At 74.2% G+C, this 18,407-nt stretch carries 22 protein-coding genes; 5 read left to right on the forward strand and 17 right to left on the reverse strand.

Going from position 1 to position 18,407, the window contains the following annotated elements:
• Positions 1-31 precede the first annotated feature (31 nt).
• The 5 genes from LWC35_RS25125 to LWC35_RS25145 form a co-directional block, all read right to left on the reverse strand.
• Positions 32-952, reverse strand: coding sequence for an AEC family transporter (locus LWC35_RS25125; RefSeq protein WP_232872710.1), 921 nt, complete (start codon positions 950-952; stop codon positions 32-34).
• Between the two features lie 101 nt (positions 953-1,053).
• A complete protein-coding gene (locus tag LWC35_RS25130) occupies positions 1,054-1,758 on the reverse strand; it encodes a GntR family transcriptional regulator (RefSeq protein ID WP_232872711.1) in 705 nt (234 codons plus the stop codon).
• Positions 1,759-1,762: 4 nt separating this feature from the next.
• A complete protein-coding gene (locus tag LWC35_RS25135) occupies positions 1,763-2,512 on the reverse strand; it encodes a maleate cis-trans isomerase family protein (RefSeq protein WP_504939460.1) in 750 nt (249 codons plus the stop codon).
• Between the two features lie 82 nt (positions 2,513-2,594).
• Entirely contained in the window at positions 2,595-3,395 is an 801-nt protein-coding gene (locus LWC35_RS25140) for a maleate cis-trans isomerase family protein (RefSeq protein WP_232872713.1), read from the reverse strand.
• Between the two features lie 36 nt (positions 3,396-3,431).
• Positions 3,432-3,944: a DUF3830 family protein gene (locus tag LWC35_RS25145; RefSeq protein WP_232872750.1), complete on the reverse strand. Its 513-nt coding sequence runs from the start codon at positions 3,942-3,944 to the stop codon at positions 3,432-3,434.
• Positions 3,945-4,068: 124 nt separating this feature from the next.
• Here LWC35_RS25145 and LWC35_RS25150 point away from each other — a divergent pair, with 124 nt between their 5' ends.
• Both LWC35_RS25150 and LWC35_RS25155 read left to right on the forward strand, forming a co-directional pair.
• Complete coding sequence (locus LWC35_RS25150) at positions 4,069-5,037, forward strand: D-2-hydroxyacid dehydrogenase (RefSeq protein WP_232872714.1); 969 nt, start codon at positions 4,069-4,071, stop codon at positions 5,035-5,037.
• On the forward strand, positions 5,034-6,443 hold the full coding sequence (locus LWC35_RS25155) for an amidase (protein WP_232872715.1): 1,410 nt from the start codon (positions 5,034-5,036) through the stop codon (positions 6,441-6,443). Before LWC35_RS25150 ends, LWC35_RS25155 begins: the two co-directional genes overlap by 4 nt.
• 98 nt (positions 6,444-6,541) lie before the next feature.
• On the opposite strand, the gene tatB is transcribed toward LWC35_RS25155, so the two are convergent.
• The 4 genes from tatB to sigE all read right to left on the reverse strand — a co-directional run bounded on the left by tatB (position 6,542) and on the right by sigE (position 10,055).
• Positions 6,542-7,000, reverse strand: a complete 459-nt coding sequence (gene tatB, locus LWC35_RS25160; protein WP_232872716.1) for a Sec-independent protein translocase protein TatB — start codon at positions 6,998-7,000, stop codon at positions 6,542-6,544.
• Between the two features lie 19 nt (positions 7,001-7,019).
• Positions 7,020-8,582 (reverse strand): S1C family serine protease, encoded by a 1,563-nt coding sequence (locus LWC35_RS25165; protein ID WP_232872717.1) that lies wholly within the window; start codon positions 8,580-8,582, stop codon positions 7,020-7,022.
• A gap of 68 nt (positions 8,583-8,650) precedes the next feature.
• Positions 8,651-9,412, reverse strand: a complete 762-nt coding sequence (locus LWC35_RS25170; RefSeq protein WP_232872718.1) for a hypothetical protein — start codon at positions 9,410-9,412, stop codon at positions 8,651-8,653.
• Positions 9,413-9,419: 7 nt separating this feature from the next.
• Positions 9,420-10,055: an RNA polymerase sigma factor SigE gene (sigE, locus tag LWC35_RS25175; protein ID WP_232872719.1), complete on the reverse strand. Its 636-nt coding sequence runs from the start codon at positions 10,053-10,055 to the stop codon at positions 9,420-9,422.
• Between the two features lie 235 nt (positions 10,056-10,290).
• On the opposite strand from sigE, the gene LWC35_RS25180 reads away from it, so the two are divergent.
• Positions 10,291-10,989: an O-methyltransferase gene (locus tag LWC35_RS25180; protein ID WP_232872720.1), complete on the forward strand. Its 699-nt coding sequence runs from the start codon at positions 10,291-10,293 to the stop codon at positions 10,987-10,989.
• Here LWC35_RS25180 and glgC read toward each other — a convergent pair.
• The gene (glgC, locus tag LWC35_RS25185) at positions 10,986-12,215 is read right to left on the reverse strand and encodes a glucose-1-phosphate adenylyltransferase (RefSeq protein WP_372463100.1); all 1,230 of its coding nucleotides are present in this window, start codon (positions 12,213-12,215) and stop codon (positions 10,986-10,988) included. The genes LWC35_RS25180 and glgC overlap by 4 nt on opposite strands.
• Before the next feature lie 218 nt (positions 12,216-12,433).
• Here glgC and glgA point away from each other — a divergent pair, with 218 nt between their 5' ends.
• On the forward strand, positions 12,434-13,594 hold the full coding sequence (gene glgA / locus LWC35_RS25190; RefSeq protein ID WP_232872721.1) for a glycogen synthase: 1,161 nt from the start codon (positions 12,434-12,436) through the stop codon (positions 13,592-13,594).
• A gap of 35 nt (positions 13,595-13,629) precedes the next feature.
• On the opposite strand, the gene LWC35_RS40460 is transcribed toward glgA, so the two are convergent.
• Positions 13,630-14,184, reverse strand: coding sequence for a CGNR zinc finger domain-containing protein (locus LWC35_RS40460; protein ID WP_232872722.1), 555 nt, complete (start codon positions 14,182-14,184; stop codon positions 13,630-13,632).
• Between the two features lie 75 nt (positions 14,185-14,259).
• Between LWC35_RS40460 and LWC35_RS25200 the strand changes: the two genes are divergently transcribed.
• Complete coding sequence (locus LWC35_RS25200; RefSeq protein ID WP_232872723.1) at positions 14,260-14,517, forward strand: hypothetical protein; 258 nt, start codon at positions 14,260-14,262, stop codon at positions 14,515-14,517.
• Positions 14,518-14,563: 46 nt separating this feature from the next.
• On the opposite strand, the gene LWC35_RS25205 is transcribed toward LWC35_RS25200, so the two are convergent.
• The 6 genes from LWC35_RS25205 to folP form a co-directional block, all read right to left on the reverse strand.
• Positions 14,564-14,731, reverse strand: coding sequence for a DUF3117 domain-containing protein (locus LWC35_RS25205; protein WP_081923922.1), 168 nt, complete (start codon positions 14,729-14,731; stop codon positions 14,564-14,566).
• A 171-nt stretch (positions 14,732-14,902) separates the two neighbouring features.
• Complete coding sequence (locus tag LWC35_RS25210) at positions 14,903-15,496, reverse strand: DNA-3-methyladenine glycosylase I (protein WP_372463098.1); 594 nt, start codon at positions 15,494-15,496, stop codon at positions 14,903-14,905.
• 10 nt (positions 15,497-15,506) lie between these two features.
• The gene (locus LWC35_RS25215) at positions 15,507-15,980 is read right to left on the reverse strand and encodes an SRPBCC family protein (protein WP_232872724.1); all 474 of its coding nucleotides are present in this window, start codon (positions 15,978-15,980) and stop codon (positions 15,507-15,509) included.
• A complete protein-coding gene (locus LWC35_RS25220) occupies positions 15,977-16,330 on the reverse strand; it encodes a DivIVA domain-containing protein (protein WP_232872725.1) in 354 nt (117 codons plus the stop codon). The genes LWC35_RS25215 and LWC35_RS25220 overlap by 4 nt, the downstream gene beginning before the upstream one ends.
• A 62-nt stretch (positions 16,331-16,392) precedes the next feature.
• Complete coding sequence (locus tag LWC35_RS25225; RefSeq protein WP_232872726.1) at positions 16,393-17,346, reverse strand: glucosyl-3-phosphoglycerate synthase; 954 nt, start codon at positions 17,344-17,346, stop codon at positions 16,393-16,395.
• A 239-nt stretch (positions 17,347-17,585) separates the two neighbouring features.
• On the reverse strand, positions 17,586-18,398 hold the full coding sequence (folP, locus tag LWC35_RS25230; protein ID WP_232872753.1) for a dihydropteroate synthase: 813 nt from the start codon (positions 18,396-18,398) through the stop codon (positions 17,586-17,588).
• Positions 18,399-18,407 lie beyond the last annotated feature (9 nt).

The following is an 18,407-nucleotide window of genomic DNA, read 5'->3' on the forward strand; positions in this document are numbered from 1 at the left end:
ACCATGCCGGACCCTACCCCGGCAAGGGGCGCTACGCCGACAGCAGCCCGACGAGCACGACCAGCACCGGGACGCTGACGATCGTGGTGGTCAGGGCGGCATCCCGGCCCAGCCGGACGCCCCGGTCGAAGCGCACGGCGTAGCCGAAGACGTTCTGCGCGGTGGGGAGGGCCGCGCACACCACGACGGCGGTCAGCGCAGGTCCCGACAGCCCCAGCACGACGCCGCCGAGCACGAGCGCGAGCAGCGGGTGCACCAGGTTCTTCAGCACGACCACGCACCACAGCGAGGGCCCGACGTCGCCGGTCCCGGGCCGCGCCGCACCGCGCAACGAGATGCTGAACGCCAGCAGCATCCCGGGCACCGCAAGGTCCGCGATGAGCTGCAGGGGCGCCATGACCGGCTCGGGCGGCAGCCAGCCCGTCCCCGAGACGACCAGTCCGGCCGCGGTCGCGACGGCGATCGGGTTGCGCAGCGGCGCCGTCAGCGTCCGGACCCACGAGGTCCGCTCGCCGGACACCACGTCGAGCACGGTCGTGTAGACCGGCGTCAGGACCGCGAGCTGGAACAGCAGGACCGGGGCGACGGCGGCGGCGTCGCCCAGCGCGTAGGTGGCGATGGGCAGGCCGAGGTTGCCGGCGTTGACGTACCCGCTGGCCATCGACCCGATCGCGGTCTCCCCCGCCGGCCGCCGCCGGGCCAGCCCGACCGGGAGGTAGAGCAGGCAGGCGAGGGTGCTGGTCGCCGCGGTGACGACGAGCGCCGAGGAGAACACCGCGCCGACGTCCGCCCGGGCGAGCGTCACGAACAGCAGCGCGGGCGACGCCACGAAGAACGCGGTGCGGGAGAGCACCTGGGTGGCCGACGGGCCGAGCACCCCGGCCCGGCCGATCCCGTAGCCGACGGCGATGACCACGCCGATGACGAGGAAGCCTTCGAGGATGCCCGTCACGAGCGCGCGAGGAAGCCGGTCACGGGTGCCGACCCTACGACCCCGGCACGCCGCGCGGCAGATCTCCCGTCGCAGGTCACAGGGGGCGTGCGCGGCTCAGCTCAGGCGGGCAACGCAGGGGGCGTTGCGACGTCGAGGATGCGGTTGACGGCGTCGGCCATGTGAGCCTCGAGGACCCGCGTCATGAGCTCGGCGTCGCCGGTGGCGAGCGCGTCGCGCAGGGTGCGGTGCTCGGCGAGCAGGTCCTCCGACGGCGGTGCGGTCTGCTGGAGCGCCGCCAGGCACATCCGCGTCTCCACCAGCAGGGTCCGCGACATCCGGTGCAGTCGCGGGCTGCCCGACGCGGCCACGAGCTCGGCGTGGAAGTCGTGGTCGGCGTCGGCGAGGGCGACGGCGTCGCCGGCCGCGGCGGCGGCCTCCATCGCCGTGATCGCCGCGGTCAGCCGGGCGACCGCCGGACCGCGGTCGGGCTCGGCGAGCAGGAGCAGCGCGGCGGCCCGCTCGACCGCCGTGCGCGCGGTGTAGACGTCGCGCACGTCGGCGGCGTCGAGGTCGCGGACGAAGAGCCCACGGTGCCGCTCGCTGCGCAGCAGGCCCTCGGCCACCAGCCGCTGCATGGCCTCGCGCAGCGGCCCGCGGCTCACCCCGAGCCGCGCCGCCAGCTCGACCTCGCCCAGCTGGGTGCCGGGCGGGAACGTGCCGCGCATGATCGCCGCCCGGATCCGGTCGGCGACGATCGCCGCGGTCGACCGGCGGTCGATGGGCTCCAGGTCGCCCATCCGGATCTCCGGACTGCTGCCCGTCATCGGCTCAGCCCGCCTCCGGTCCCGCCGCGAACAGCGCGCCCAGCCCGGAGCGCGCCCGGTCGGCGCCGGCGAGCCGCAGCCCCTGCCACACGCTGACCTGGTTGGCGGTGAGCACCGGCCTGCCCACCCGCTCGTCGAGCCGGTCGAGCACGTCGATCGTGTGCAGCGCCGTGTCGGGCATGAGGATCGCCTGCGCCCCGGCGGCGGCCGGGTCGCCGGCGACGGCCGCGGCGAAGTCCAGCACGACGTCGTCGGGCAGGGTGCCGACCTCGGCCGCGGTGACGATCCCGCGCGAGGTCAGGGTCAGCACGCGGATCCCGGCCTTGCCGAGGAACTCGACGAACCGCTCGGCCACGTCGTCCGGGTAGGTGGCGCCGACGGCCACCGTGTCGATCCCGAGCCGGCGGCAGGCGTCGACGAACGCGAACGACGTGCTCGACGCCGGGACCTGCGCCACCTCCTGCAACGCCTTGACCTGCGCCGCCGCACCGTCCCAGCCGAAGACGAAGGAGCCGGACGTGCAGGCCCAGATGATCGAGTCCAGTGGGCCGGCCTGCGCGGCCACGGCCTTGGCCCCGTCGGCGAGGATGTCCTCGGACCCGACGTCGAGCAGGGCGTCGACGCGGTGCGCGTCCTCCCGCATCAGGGTGTGCACCAGCGGGAGCCGGCTGCCGTCGCCGAGCCGCTGCTCGGCGCGCGGGTAGTCGTCCTCGGCGGAGTACCCCGGGTACAGGATCCCGACGGTCGGGGTCACGGAGGTGGTGGGTGTCACGGGCGTTCCTCGCGGGTCGGGCCGGGCAGGTTGTCGACAATCGTACAAGCCAGGCCCGGCCGGGTCACGCCACCGAGCGCTGCAGGGGGACCTCGAGCAGTCGCCCGCCGCCCACGGCCTGCCGGCCGATGGCGCGCAGCGAGGCCCACATCGTGACCTGGTTCGCCGTGATCACGGGCTTGCCCAGGGCCTGCTCGAGGGGCTCGATGATGTCGTAGGTGGGCAGGTTGGTGCAGCTGATGAACAGCGCGTCGGCCTCCGGCCGGTCGACCGCCTTGACGATCGACACGACCTGTTCGTACCCGACCCGCCAGATGTTGCCGAGCAGGCCGAGGCCCTCGCTGGCGACCGTCGTGACCCCGTTGTCGGCGAGGAAGGTCACCAGCCGGTCGGTGACCGCGGCGATGTACGGGGTGGCGATCGCCAGGTTCTGCACCCCGAGCAGGTGCAGGGCGTCGACCAGGGCGCCGCTGGTGGTCGTGGCCTCCGGGGCGCCCGCCTCGATCATCGTCCGGCGGAGCACGAACTCGCCCGCCACACCGCTGACGAAGCTGCCGGAGGTGCAGGCGAACGTCACGACACCGGGTCGCGGCGTGAGCACGTCCCGGGTCGCGCGGCGCACCGCCCGCCGGTCGCCGACGGCGACCGCCATCTCGACCGTGACGGGCGTGGTGAAGAACGGCAACCGGGTCAGGTAGAGCGAGACGTCGTCGGGCGCCCAGCGCCACAGCTCGCGGTCCAGCGCGAAGTCGAACGGGGCGACGACCCCGACACCCGGTGTGTCGTCGGTCGACCCGTCGTCGCCCGACCCGGCACCGTGACCGGCGTCCGGATCGACGAGACCGACGGAGAGTTCAGCGGGCATCGGGCCACTCCACTAGAACGCTCCGAGTAGATCGTCCTACTCGGAGGAACCCTCGGGAAGCCGCTCGTACACGAGCCGCTCCCCCACGCTGCCGGAACGCCACACGTCGTGGCACGCCTCCGCCATCGCCGGCAGATTCTCCACGATCGTGGCGTAGACGTTGCCGGGGACCCATCCCACGTCGCCGTTGAGCAGGAGGTTGTTCCGGCCGTAGAAGATGGCCAGGTCGATGCCGCCCGCGGCCTGGTCGATGTCCTGGTCCTCCTTGAAGGAGGCGTCGAGCATCCCGCCGTGGAAGTCGAAGTAGCAGACGTCGCCCGGGATCGGGGTGACCGTCGGGTTCTCCTGGCCGATGGTCGGGCCGAAGCGCGGGACGATCGAGTAGACCTCGTTGCGGGCGTACTTCGCGTGCTGCGCCGGACCGCCCAGCGGACCGTCGGCCAGCGCCTCCCAGACCGCGGCGGTGGTCCGTGGGGCCTCCTTCTCGAGCAGCTCGGCCACGCAGGACACACCGCGGCGCTCGAGGCTGATCCGGATGTACTTCGGCAACGCACACACCTCATACGGCATCGAGGACAGCAGAACCACTCCGCAACACGCGGATTGTTGACAATCATACGAGCGCTTCCTAGCGTGTCAATCGTCTCCCCTCGCTCTCGGAAGGATCTTCGGCGTGCCCGTTCCCGCAGGTCAGCCCGTCATCGCGGTGCTGACCGGAGACGACCCACCGACCGGCCTCGACGACCGCGCGGAGGGCGCCGAGATCCGTCTCGCCGGCCCGTCCGGCCTGGCCGAGGCGCTGTCGGGGGCCGACGTCCTGCTCGTCTGGGACTTCCTCTCCCCCGCCGTTCCCGCGGCCTGGCGGGCGGCCGACACCACCGCCGTCCGCTGGGTCCACACGGCCAGCGCGGGTGTGGACAAGGTCACGTTCCCGGAGATCCTCACGCACCCCGCGCAGATCACGAACGCCCGCGGGGTCTTCGACCGGCCGATCGCGGAGTACGTGACCGGCGTGGTGCTGGCCTTCGCGAAGGACCTGCCGACCACGCTGCGGCTGCAGGGCCGGCGGGAGTGGCGGCACCGGGAGACCTCGACCGTGCACGGCCGCACCGCGGTCGTCGTCGGCAGCGGGCCGATCGGGCGGGCGATCGCGGACATGCTCGGCGCCGTCGGGCTGCACACCGAGCTGGTCGGCCGCCGGGCCGCGGAGGGGGTCCACGCCTTCGACGCGCTGCCCGGGCTCCTGCCCTCCGCCGACGTCCTCGTGCTCGCCGCCCCGCTCACCGACGCCACCCGCGGGATGCTCGACAAGGCGGCGCTGGACCTGCTGCCCGACACCGCCCGCGTGGTCAACGTCGGTCGCGGCGGCCTCGTCGTCGAGCAGGACCTGGTGGCCGCGCTGCAGGACGGCCGGATCGCGGGCGCGGCGCTCGACGTCTTCGAGACCGAGCCGCTGCCCGCCGATTCGCCCCTGTGGGAGATGGCGAACGTGATCGTCTCCCCGCACATGTCCGGCGACGTGGTGGGCTGGCGGGGCATGTTGGTGGACCAGTTCCTCGACAACCTCGCGCGCTACCGGGCGGGCGAGCCGCTGCAGAACGTCGTCGACAAGTCCCTCGGCTACGTGAAGGGTTCCTCGTGAGTACTGCTGATCTCTCCGCCACCGAGCTGCTGGCCGGGTACGAGAAGGGCGAGATCTCCCCGGTCCAGGCCACGCAGGACGCGTTGGACCGCATCGAGGAGCACGACGCGAAGGTCAACGCGTACACCCTCGTCGACGCGGACTCGGCGCTGGCCTCGGCCCGCGAGTCGGCGGAGCGCTGGCGGGCGGGCGCGCCGGTCGGCCCGCTCGACGGCGTGCCGACCTCGATCAAGGACATCCTGCTCACCAAGGGCTGGCCGACCACCCGCGGCTCGTGGGTGGCGGAGGCGCCCGAGCCCTACGACGTCGACGGCCCTCCCGTCGCCCGCGTCCGCGAGGCCAGGGCCGTGCTCCTCGGCAAGGTGACCACGCCCGAGTACGCGTGGAAGGGCGTCACGGACTCGCCGCGCTGGGGAGTGACCACGAACCCCTGGGACGCCACGAAGACCGCCGGCGGCTCCTCCGGGGGCTCCTCCGCGGCGGTCGGGCTGGGGATGGGCGCGCTGTCGCTCGGCACGGACGCCGGCGGCTCGGTCCGGATCCCCGCCGCGTTCACCGGCACGGTCGCGCACAAGTCCACCTACGGCCGCGTCGCGCACCACCCGGGGAGCCCGTTCGGCACCCTCGCGCACGTCGGACCGATGACCCGCACCGCGCTCGACGCCGCGCTGCTGCTCGACGTGATCTCCGGGTTCGACGCCCGGGACCCCTGGCTGCTCCCGGTGTCGATCGAGGGGGCCCCGCCGCGCTCCTTCGCGGAGCAGGCGCTGGAGGGCGTCGCCGGCCTGCGGATCGCGGTCAGCCCGACCCTCGGCTATGTCGACGTGCATCCGGACGTGAGGTCCGCCTTCGAGGCGGCCGCCGACGTGTTCGCCCGGCTCGGCGCGACCGTCGAGCGCGCCGACCCCGGGTTCGCGGACTGCGTGGAGCCCTTCCACGTCCTGTGGTTCGCCGGCGCGGCCAAGTGCCTCGAGCCCTACTCCGCCGAGCAGCGCGCGCGGATGGACCCGGCGCTGGTGGAGATCGCCGAGGAGGGGGCGCGGTACTCCGCGACGGACTTCCTGGGCGCCATGGCGGTGCGCAACGACATGGGCTCGCTGATGGGCGGCTTCCACCGGGAGTACGACCTGCTGCTCACCCCGACGCTGCCGATCCCGGCGTTCGAGGGCGGCCGCGAGACGCCGTCGGGCGAGGGCCGCTGGACGAGCTGGACGCCCTTCACCTACCCGTTCAACATGACCCAGCAGCCGGCCGCGACCGTGCCCTGCGGGCTGACCGGCGAGGGTCTCCCGGTGGGTCTGCAGATCATCGGTCCGCGGCACGCCGACGGCCGGGTCCTGGCCGCCGCCCACGCCTTCGAGCAGGCCACCGACCACCACAAGGCGGTCCCGACCCTGCTGAGGTGACGCGCCAGGGGCCGAAAGCGCGCATCATGGTTCCCCAACGCGGATTCAGGGGCCGAAAGCGCGCATTATGGTTCCACAACGCGCTGGAGTGGCAGGCGTCAGGTGGCGTCGGGGTCGATCGGGGGGCGCTCGTCCTGGGCGAGGCGCTCGACCGGCCTGGCCGCCGGCGGGGCCGCGGGGGCAGTGCCACTCGTGCCGCCACTCGTGCCGCCGCCCGTGCCGCCGCCCGTGCTGCCGTTGGACCCGTTGTTGCCGTTCGTCCGGAAGGCGTTCATGCCCAACGGGTCCGGGTCGTCGTCGAACAGGGTGCGGCGCACGGCGGTGCGGGGGTTGAAGTTGCGCAGCCCGCGCAGGTCCTCGAGCGGCTTGCGGAGCTCGTCGAACTCCGGGCCCAGCTCGTTGCGCAGCTTCGTCTGCGCGCCGGTGGCGTACTCGCGCACCTGACGGACCGTCTTGCCCAGCCACGCCGCGGCGGACGGCAGCCGCTCGGGGCCCAGGATGAACAGCCCGGCCACGACGAGGACGAGGATCTCTCCCCAGCCGACGCTGTCGAACACGGATCCAGCCTACGCGGTGTCAGTCCGAGGCCAGCGTCGCGTTCACGCTCAGCGGCCGCCCGTCGCGCACGAGCTGGATCGGGACGACGTCGCCGGGGGTCTTCTCGCGCACCGCCACGATCAGCTCGTCCGCCCCCGCGATGGCCCGGTCGCCGACCTTGACGATCACGTCCCCCTCGACGATCCCGGCGCCGGCGGCGGCCCCGCCGGCCACGACGTTCTGCACCTGCGCACCGTCGGCCTGCCCGTCCGTCACCGAGCGGACGTTCACGCCGAGGTCGGCGTGCGTGACCCGGCCGGACCGGATGAGCTCCTCGGCGATGTTGCGCGCGGTCTCGATCGGGATGGCGAAGCCGAGGCCGATCGAGCCGCCCTCGGACTGCGCCGACCCGCCGAGGCTGCGGATCGCCGTGTTGATCCCGACGACGGCGCCGGTCGAGTCGACGAGCGCGCCGCCGGAGTTGCCGGGGTTGATCGCGGCGTCGGTCTGCACGGCGTCGATGACGGCGACGGCGTTGCCCTCGCCGTCGAGCCGGACCGGCCGGTCGAGCGCGCTGACGATGCCGGTGGTGACGGTCCCGGCCAGCCCCAGCGGGGACCCGATGGCGATCACCGCGTCGCCGACGGCCAGCGCCCCCGAGGACCCGAACTGGGCCACCGTCGGGTTGGTGACCTGCACCTTCACCACCGCGAGATCGGTCTTGGGGTCCCGCCCGACGATCGCGGCGGGCGTGCGGCTGCCGTCGCTGAAGACGGCCTGGATCGTGGCGCCCTGGGCGTCGGCGGCGGGGGCGACGACATGGTTGTTGGTGAGGATGTAGCCCGCGGGGTCGATGACCACCCCGGACCCGGTGCCGCCCTGCTGGCCCACCTTGATGTCGAGCGAGACGACGGCCGGCAGCACCCGGGCGGCGATGTCCGGGACCGAGCCGGGCGGGCGCTCCTTCCCCTCGGCGGTCGCGCTGAGCGTGGCGCCGGGCTCGGTGAGCGAGTTCGCGCCCTCCGCGGTGTACCGGCCGACCAGACCGCCGAGCGCGCCGATCAGGAGGGCGAGCACACCGAGGATCGCGAGGGCCTTCGGGTCGACCCGGCGGCCGAACAGCACCTCGCGGACGCTGAGCCGGGGGCCGGTTCCCCGCTCCGGCGCCGGATCCGCCTCGCCCGGGGGTGGCGGGCCGAGCTCCACGGGACTCTCCGGGCGCCGCCACGGGTCCTCGCGACCGTCGGTGCCGGCGGCGTCGCCGGTGGGCCAGAACGCGTCGTCGTCTCCGGGGCGCTCACCGGTGGCACCGGGCGGGCGCTGCAGCGCGGGAGTCTCGACGGCGGGCCGGCCGAACGCGCTGGCCAGCGCCGCGGTGGGGGCAGGGGCCACCCTGGAGCGGGCGCGCCCGTTGCTGGCGCCGCGCTCGGCGAACGCGCCCTCGACGCCGCTGGGGCGGCCGAACACCGCGGCGGTCTCCGGGTCGACAGCGGGGCGGTCCAGGCCACGCGGCTGCAGCCGGGGCGGGTCCTCCCGGGGCGGCTCGGCGGGGCTCTCCCCGCTCGTCCCGCGCTCGTCGGCCGGGTCCTGCGCGTCGCTCATGGTGCGGACCAGCCTGCCCGACGGGCGGTGAAGTCCGCGTAGCCGGGCCGGATCACCCGGACGCCGGGTCAGCGCTCGGTGCGCGGCTCGCTCGCCGGGGGCGCCGGGCTGGTCGGTGTCGCGGCCGGGGTGACCGACGGCGCGGCACCGTTGCGGATCGCGACGGGCTGGAAGGTCGCACCCGTGCCGAGCCGGGCGGCGCCGTCGGAGCCGGGCGTGCCGCCCAGGACGGTGCCGCCGAGCACGCCGTGCTCGGGCTGGGCCGGTGCGCCGGGCGCGACGGCGGACGAGGGCAGCACGCCGAAGGCCAGCGCGCCGAACGCCAGGCCCGACGCCGCCGCGGCGCCCACCCGCAGCCGGCGGCCGCGCGAGGCCGGCAGGTGACCGCCCTCGAGGCCGGCGGGCCCGGCGAGGCGGCCGGTCAGGTCGGGGGTGCGCCGCACCGAGGCGGCGGGCGGCGCGGTGGACGGGTGGGCCCGCGCGTCGGGCATCCCCTCGGGGCGCAGCACCGACACCAGCCGGCCGTCCGACGTCATGGCGAGACCGGGCGGCGGGGGCGGCAACTCGGCCTCCTGCGGGATGTTCCGCAGCATCGAGAGCAGCGACGAGGGCACGTGCGGTTCGTCGGCCGAGCGCAGCACGGAGCGCACCTGGCGCTGGGCGACCACCTCGGCGGCGCACTCCCCGCAGGAGGCGACGTGCGCGGCGGCCCGCCCGTGCGCCGCGGCGGAGAGCTCGTCGTCGACGAAGGCCACCACCGCGTCCTGCGAGAGATGGTCGACACCCCAGTGCGGGGCGCTCCGTCCGAACCTCCGACGCGCGTCGGCCATGAACTGCCTACCTCTCCCCGGCCGCCACCAGCTCGCGACCCTCCGTGCTCTCCGTGCTCTCCAGCGCGCGGCGGCGCTCGATCGCCTGACGCAGCGCCGCCCGACCGCGGTGGATCCGGCTCCTCACGGTACCCAGCTTGACCCCGAGGGTGGCACCGATCTCCTCGTACGAGAGACCCTCGACGTCGCACAGCACGACCGCGGCGCGGAACTCCGGCGCCAGCTCGTCGAGCGCCGCCTGCAGCGTCGGGTCCAGGTGCGTGGCGGAGAACACGTCCTCCGGCTCGGGGCCGCCGCCGGGCAGCCGGTCGGTGTCCTCGGGCAGGCCCTCCATGCGCAGCCGGGCGCGGCGGCGGACCATGTCGAGGAACAGGTTCGTGGTGATGCGGTGCAGCCAGCCCTCGAACGTGCCGGGCCGGTAGTTGGCGAGGGAGCGGAAGACCCGGATGAAGGTCTCCTGCGTGAGGTCCTCGGCGTCGTGCGGGTTGCCCGTGAGCCGGTAGGCGAGCCGGTAGACCCGGTCCGCGTGCTCCCGGACGACCTCGTCCCAGCTCGGAGGGGTCCAGTCGGCCCCCTCGCCGGGCAGCGACGACCCGAGCGACGGCTCGGCGTCGAAACCCACGGTGGCCGGTCGGTCGGTCATGATGGGGAGCGCACCTCCTGCGGCGGGTCGTGCCGTTCGGTCAACGGCGGGCCGGCGGGGATGGTTCCCGGCCCCGGCGCGGAACCGACGACCCCGGTCCCACGACGACCACGGTGCCGGATGCCCGTGACAGGAGCGTGATAACCGTCTGAGAAGAACCTGTGAACCTCCACGCGGGTGATCAGCTGCGCTTCCCGCGCGAAGGCCGGCCGTTCGCCCAGTATGTTCAACGCCCATGACCGCCACTGCGGCCGATGTGGACGGCTACCTGGCCGAGGACGAGGTGCTCGCGCACGCGCGCGCCCGCGGCCTCGCGGCCGGGGCCGACCCGGTCAGCGCGGGCACCGGCGCCGCGCTCGCCCTGCTCGCCGCGACGACCGGGGCGCGGGCCGTCGTCGAGATCGGCACCGGGTCCGGGGTCTCCGGTCTCTGGCTGCTCCGCGGGATGGCGGCCGACGGCACGCTGACCTCGATCGACGTCGATCCGGAGCTGCAGCGGGCGGCCCGCCGCTCCTTCCTCGACGCCGGGCACGGGCCCGGGCGGCTGCGGCTGATCAACGGGCTGGCGCTGGAGGTCCTCCCCCGGCTCACCGACGGCGGCTACGACCTGGTCGTGGTCGACGTCGCGCGCAGCGGCGGCGGGGCCCGCATCGCGCCCGGCGCCGCGGACTACCCGGGTTACCTCGCCGAGGCCATCCGACTGCTCCGTCCGGGCGGAGTCCTGGTGCTCGACGGCGTGCTGGCGGCCGGCGCACCCGAGGCGGCCGACCGCGCCGCGGGCGACCCCGCGGCCGACGGCGACGACCCGGCCCACCGTGCCGCGGCGGGCCTGCGCGAGGCGGCCCGGCAGGTGCGCGAGGACGAGCGGCTCGTGGCGGCGCTGCTCCCGCTCGGCGACGGCCTGCTGGTCGCGACCCGGCGGCAGCGCATCTAGAGCGCGGTCACGCCCTTCCCCAGCACGACGACGCCGCCCGGGCTGACGGTGTAGCGCGCCCGGTCCAGCGCCAGGTCGACGCCGATCAGGGCGCCGTCCGGCACCACGACGTTCTTGTCGAGGATGGCCCGGCGCACCACCGCACCCCGCCCGATGCGCACGCCCGGCATGATCACCGAGTCCGAGATCTCGGCCCCGGTCTGCACGGTCACGCCGGGGCTGACCGTGGAGCGGCGCACGATCGCGCCGGAGATGATCGAGCCCGCGCCGACGATCGAGTCCTGCGCGATCCCGCCCTCCACGAACTTCGCGGGCGGCAGCGGCGGCGTGGCCGTGCGGATCGGCCAGCGCATGTTGTAGAGGTTGAAGACCGGGTGGATGCTCACCAGGTCGGTGTGCGAGTCGTAGTAGGCGTCGATCGTCCCGACGTCGCGCCAGTAGCCCGAGTCCCGGTCGGTCGCGCCCGGGACGACGTTGTCGGCGAAGTCGTAGACGTGCGCGTCGCCGTCCTTGACCATGCGCGGGATGATGTCGCCGCCCATGTCGTGGTCGGAGTCGCCGTCCTCGGCGTCGGCGCGCAGGGCGTCGATCAGGGCGTCCGTGGTGAAGACGTAGTTGCCCATCGACGCGAAGGTGACCTCGGGATCGTCCGGCACGTGCGGCGGGTCGGACGGCTTCTCCAGGAACCCGACGATCTTGCCGCTCTCGTCCGAGTCGATGCAGCCGAACGCCTTGGCCTCGACCCGCGGCACCCGGATCCCCGCGACCGTGACACCCGCGCCCGTGGCGATGTGCTGGGCGATCATCTGGCTCGGGTCCATGCGGTACACGTGGTCGGCGCCGAAGACCGCGATGTAGTCCGGCCGCTCGTCGTAGACCAGGTTGAGGCTCTGGAAGATGGCGTCGGCGCTGCCGGTGTACCAGCGGCGGCCGAGTCGCTGCTGCGCCGGCACGGTGGTGATGTACTGCCCCAGCACGCTCGAGAGCCGCCAGGTGGTGGAGATGTGCCGGTCGAGCGAGTGCGACTTGTACTGGGTGAGCACGCAGATCTGGTGGATCCCGGCGTTGACCAGGTTCGACAGCACGAAGTCGATCAGCCGGTAGTTGCCGCCGAACGGCACTGCGGGCTTGGCCCGGTCCGCCGTCAGCGGCCAGAGCCGCTTGCCCTCACCCCCCGCCAGGACGATGCCCAGGACGTTGGCGGGCATCCCACCCGGAGCCAGCATCCGCGAGGAGGTCGTCACCGCTGTCCCCCGTCCCTCGTCGCACCGCGGCCCCTCGGTCGGGACCACCGTCGACGGTCCTGCCGGCCGCCCTGTCGGCGCCGGGGCGTCTCGAACCTGAACCCTAGTGCGCCAGGGGTGTACCCGGCCATACGGAGCGGACTCCTCGTGGACTCCCTCCGTGGTGTGCGAGCGCGGATCTACCGATAGCGTGTGGCCGCGTGCGGATCGGTCTGCTCACCCGCGAGTACCCCCCGGACGTCTACGGCGGGGCGGGGGTGCACGTCGCCCATCTCGTGCCGGCGCTGCGCGCGCTGGTCGACGTCGACGTCCACTGCTTCGGCTCCCCCGACGGGCCGCCGCGCGACGGCGTCCGGGCCTATCCCACGCCCGGCGGGCTCGCCGGCGCCAACGCGGCGCTCCAGACCCTGGGCACCGACCTGACGATGGTGGCGGGCCTCGAGGGCGTGGACATCGCGCACTCGCACACCTGGTACGCCAACATGGCCGGGCACCTCGCCAAGCTCCTCTACGGCATCCCGCACGTGGTCACCGCGCACTCCCTGGAGCCGCGCCGGCCGTGGAAGGCCGAGCAGCTCGGTGGCGGGTACGCGCTGTCGTCCTGGGTGGAGCGGACCGCCTACGAGGCCGCCGACGCCGTCATCGCGGTCAGCGAGGGCATGCGCGCGGACGTCCTGGAGTGCTACCCGGCGCTCGACCCGGCCCGCGTCCACGTGGTGCACAACGGGATCGACACGGATTTCTACCGGCCCGACCCGGGTCGGGAGGCCCTCGTCGCGAACGGGGTGGACCCGGACCGGCCGAGCGTGGTGTTCGTGGGGCGGATCACCCGGCAGAAGGGCCTGGCGCACCTCATCGCCGCGGCGCACGACGTGGCCGAGGAGGCGCAGGTCGTGCTCTGCGCCGGCGCCCCGGACACCCCGGAGATCGCGGAGGAGACCGAGAAGGCGGTCGGCGAGCTCGCGGCCTCCCGACCGGGCGTGATCTGGGTGCGGCGGATGCTGGGCACCGCAGAGGTCCGGCAGCTGCTGTCCGCCGCGACCGTGTTCGTGTGCCCCTCGGTCTACGAACCGCTGGGCATCGTGAACCTCGAGGCGATGGCGTGCGGCACGGCCGTCGTGGCCTCGGACGTCGGCGGCATCCCCGAGGTCGTCGCGGGCGGGGAGACCGGGCTGCTCGTGCACTACGACGAGAACGCGGTCCCGGCCTTCCGCGCCGGCCTCGCCGCGGCGATCAACGAGCTGGTGCGGGACCCGGAGCGGGCCGCGGCGATGGGCCGGGCCGGGCGGGAGCGGGCGGTCCGGGAGTTCGCCTGGGCCACCGCCGCCGAGCGCACCCTCGCGATCTACCGGGGCCTGTAGACCGCAGGTCGCGCCCAGGGCGCCCGCGAGTCGGGTCAGCGGGCGGAGCGCTGGCGGGCCCGGTGCGCGGCGACCGCGGAGCGGTTGGCGCAGGCCGGCGAGCAGTACCGGCGGGCGGCGTTGCGGGAGGTGTCCGCGAAGACCCGCTCGCACCCGTCGGCGGCGCAGCGGCCGTGCCGGTCGAGGCCGTACTCCGACAGCAGCATCGCGAGCGCGAACGCCGTGGTGGAGCGGAGCCGGTCGAGGACGGCGGCGTCGGGCGGCGAGTAGTGCAGGTGCCAGCCCTGCCCGTCGTGCCGGGTGAGGTGCGGTCCGATCCGCACGTCCGAGAGCAGGGCGTTCACCGCCGTGGCCGCGGTGTCGAGGTCCTCGGCGTCGAAGACGGTGCGCAGCCGGCCGGCCCACCCGCGCAGGTCGGTCTCGATCGACGCGGGCGCGCGCCCGGCGATGTACCCGTGCTCCACCAGCACGCGACGCAGCTGGTCCGGCGGCGCCGCCTCGTCGAGGGTGCCGCGCGGCGGCGCCGTCACGGTGTTGACGAGCGCGACGGCCGCACCGAGTGCGTCACTCCGGTAACCGATGAAATCCACTGGCCTCTTACACCTGCTACCCTCGAAGAGTAAGCCGTCAACGACGGATGCATATTACCGAATCGGGGGGACCCCATGCGCTGTGCGCAGTGCGGACAGACCGCCGGCGCCACCACGCTCTCCACGCACCGCACCTCGGAGGGATGGGTGCGCTACAAGCGGTGCGCGTGCGGAGCGGTGTCGATCGAGATGCTGACGATCCGGGCCGAGCCGGAGCGGCTTTTCCCCGGCGAGCCGGGCACGGTGACGAGCACGGTCGGGGACACGCTCGGGAGCAGGCTCGCGGACGCCTCGGGGCTGCGCTCCCGCGGCCTGCACGCGGTCCGGGCCTGACGCGACCCGGACCGCATCCGGTCGACCCCTCGGGTGCGGACGGGCCTCAGCCCGTCGCGCCGCGCAGGGCCTCGCCGAGGTTCTCGGCCTCTTCGGGCGTCATCTCGACGACGAGGCGGCCGCCGCCCTCGAGCGGCACCCTCATCACGATGCCCCGGCCCTCCTTGGTCACTTCCAGGGGTCCGTCGCCGGTCCGGGGCTTCATCGCCGCCATGTCCTGCTCCCTCCGTCTGTCGTCTCGTGCAGGGCGCCGATGCGCTGGGGAGCGCGCACAGGCGGGATGGTGGCCCTCATTCTTCCCCATCGCGGATCTCGACACGCAACCGAGGCGATCAATCGTGTGGCGTTCACGCAGCGCAACCGCCCTGTCGCGGATCGCGCAGGGCTAGTCCGGGGTGGACGCGGGGCTCTCCGGGGCGCCCGGTCCGGCCGCCCGGAAGCAGTCCGCGACGTGGTCGTCGACCAGCCCGGCGGCCTGCATCAGTGCGTAGCAGGTGGTGGGCCCGACGAACCGGAACCCGCGGCGCTTGAGCTCCTTCGCCATGGCCTTCGACTCCGGCGTGACGGCCGGGACGTCGGCCAGGGTCGCCGGCCGGACGTGCTCGTCGGGGGCGAAGGACCAGAGCAGCTCGTCGAGCGGGGTGTCCAGGGCGAGCACGGCCCGGGCGTTGGCCAGGGTCGACTCGATCTTGGCCCGGTTGCGGACGATCCCCGCGTCGCCGAGGAGGCGCTCGACGTCCCGCTCGCCGAACGCCGCCACGGCGGCCGGGTCGAAGTCGGCGAACGCCTTCCGGAAGTGTGGCCGCTTGCGCAGGATGACCAGCCAGGACAGTCCCGACTGGAACGCCTCGAGCGTGAGCCGCTCGAACATCGCCCGCTCGCCGTGCAGCGGGAAGCCCCACTCCTCGTCGTGGTAGGCCATGTAGTCCGGCGCGGAGGTCGCCCAGCCGCAACGGCTCACGTCATCGGACACGGTCACGGGCGGGACGCTACGCGGTGGGTCCGACGGTTTCGGCGAGCCGGGCGAGCCGGCGCAGCGAGAAGCGGAACCCCGCGGCCGTCACGGGGCGGACGAGGGGCCAGCCGAGCGCCCCGAGCCGGCCGAACGGCAGCTCCAGGCCCTCGGTCCAGGTGAACCGGCAGCGGTCAGCGCCCTGCGCCGCCACGACGAACGAGCTGTCCCCCGTCACGACGAGCCCGGTGTGCCGGACGTCGACCCGCCCGCCGCCCTCGGGTGCGGGCTCGACCGCGGTGACGGTCATGGTGTCGACGACGCCGACGTCGCCCACCCCGGTCACGGCCACGACCACGGACCCCGGCGTGCGGCCGTCGCCGGAGACCACCCGCACCCGGGTCGCGAGGATCCACTCCCGCTGCCGTTCCCAGTCCGTGACGAGGTCCCAGACGGTCGCGGCCGGGGCGGCCACGTCGACGGCGAGGACCAGGTCCCGGCGCGCCCTCACCGGTCCTCCTCCGCGTGCGGCCGCGCGGCCTCGAGCTCGCGCACCCGCAGGGCGAGCGCGTCCCGTTCGTCCGTCACGCGGTCACGCTCGTCGGTGACCCGGTCGAGCTCCTCGGCCAGCCGGTCGAGCACCCAGTCGACCTCGCCCATCCGGTAGCCGCGCAGGGCCTGCTGGAAGCGCAGGTCGCGGACGTCGTCGCCGTGGACGGCGTCGGCGGGCAGCCTCGTCGGCGTGCTGCCGGGGGCGAGCGGGGCCATCTCCTCGCCGCGACCGAACACGAGCCCGGCGAGCACGAACACGACCGCCGCCACCACCGCGACGACGAGCAGGTAGATGAGCGCGGTCCCCACCCGCGCATCACATCACGGGCGGGGACGGCGCGCGAGCAGACCCGCTGCGGGCGGGGTCCCGGTCAGGCGACCTGGTCCGGGGCCGCGACGAGCGTGCGCATCGGCGGCCGCTCGGTGGGGTCGAGCTCCCGGCTGTTGGGCACCCACTCCCCGCCGACCTGCACGAACTGGGTGAGCGCGGCACCGGTGTCCGGCAGCCCGGAGCGACGCAGCGCCGTGGCCGTGATCTGCCGCGACATCACGCCGAGGTCCATCAGGTTGCGGTTGCGGTGCTTGCGCACCCCCAGGTTGACCTGCGCGATCGCGTCGAGCCCGAAGGACTCCACCGTGTCGAGCAGCAGCCCGATCTCCACCCCGTAGCTCGTGGCGAACGGGACGGACTCGAGCAGCTCGCGGGTGCCGGCGTACTCCCCGCCCAGCGGCTGCACGATCCCGGCGAGCTCGGGCCGCAGCGCCGACAGCAGCGGGCGGGCGACCAGCTCGGTCACCCTGCCGCCGCCGTGGTCCAGGGCACCGCTGTCGCTCACCTCCAGCCGCAGCGGTCGCCGGTAGAAGCCCTTGACCAGGTGCACGCCGTCGGCCAGCAGCAGCGGGCCGAGCAGCGAGGGGACGAACCCGGGGTCGAAGTCGACCAGGTCCGAGTCGATGAAGCAGATGACGTCGCCGTCCGTGGCGGCGAGCGAGCGCCACAGCACCTCGCCCTTGCCCGGCACCGGCTCGAGATGGGTCACCACGTCCGTGCGCAGCGCGACCCGGGCGCCGTTCGCGCGGGCGATCGCGATGGTGTCGTCGGTGGACCCGGAGTCCATGACCAGCAGGTCGTCGACCAGGGGCCGGTCCCCCTCGGTGAAGGGCCGGATGCCGGCGACGATCGCCCCGATCGTCGCCTCCTCGTTCAGCGCGGGGAGCACGACGGAGACCTTCCGGCCGCGCTTCGCGGCGATCAGGTCCTCGACGGTCCAGTCGGGTGTCTGCCAGGTGCGACGGGCGAACCAGTCCTCGGTGATGGGCATCATGGTTCTCCTCGGGTGCGTCTCGGGCGTGGTCTACGCGAGGGACGGACGGACAACTCGATGGAGCGGCCGGGCGCAGCGGGGGTGAGCGCCGACTGACCCGATTAGTTCTGGCTCCGATTACTGCGGAGGTATCGCGAGGTTACGGCGCCGTGAAGAGCGGCGCCGCCGTTCCGCGGACGACGTGGTGCAGGCACTCAAACCCTTCTTCCGGGTGATTCGGCTCCCTTTCACGCCTGCGCCTACGCCAGGGCCCGCACCGTGCGGGCCGGGGGCCGGGTACCCGCGATCGACGCGACCATGTCGAGCACGCGCCGGGTCTCCGCCACCTCGTGCACCCGGAACACGCGGGCCCCGGCGGCCGCGGCGAGGGCGGTGGCCGCGAGCGTGCCCTCCAGCCGGCCGTCGACGTCCGTCCCGAGGGTCTCGCCCACGAAGTCCTTGTTCGACAAGGCCATCAGCACCGGCCACCCCGTGGCGACCAGGGTGTCGCAGTGCCGCAGCAGGGCGAGGCCGTGCCAGGTGTTCTTGCCGAAGTCGTGCGTCGGGTCCACGAGGATCCCCTCGCGGGGCACGCCCAGCGCCACCAGGCGCTCGGCCTGGCCGGTCACCTCGGCGACCACGTCGGCCACCACGTCGGCGTACCGCACCCGGTGCGGCCGCCGCCGCGGGACCGCGCCCCCGGTGTGCGAGCAGACGATCCCGACGCCCGTCTCCGCGGCCACCTCGGCCAGCGTGGGGTCGGCGCCCTGCCAGGTGTCGTTGAGCAGGTCCGCGCCTTCCGCCACGGCCAGCCTCCCGACCTCGCCGCGCCAGGTGTCCACGCTGATCACGACGTCCGGGTGCCGCGCGCGCACCGCCGCCACGAACGGCACGACCCGGCGGGTCTCCTCGTCGACGTCGACGACGGCGCCCGGACCCGCCTTGACCCCGCCGATGTCGACGATGTCCGCGCCCTCTGCGACGGCGGCGTCGACCCGGGCCAGCGCGGCGTCGTCGGCGAAGGTGGCGCCCCGGTCGTAGAAGGAGTCCGGGGTGCGGTTGACGATCGCCATCACCAGCGC

It is taken from the genome of Pseudonocardia kujensis, from assembly GCF_021283305.1.
GTDB lineage: Bacteria > Actinomycetota > Actinomycetes > Mycobacteriales > Pseudonocardiaceae > Pseudonocardia > Pseudonocardia kujensis.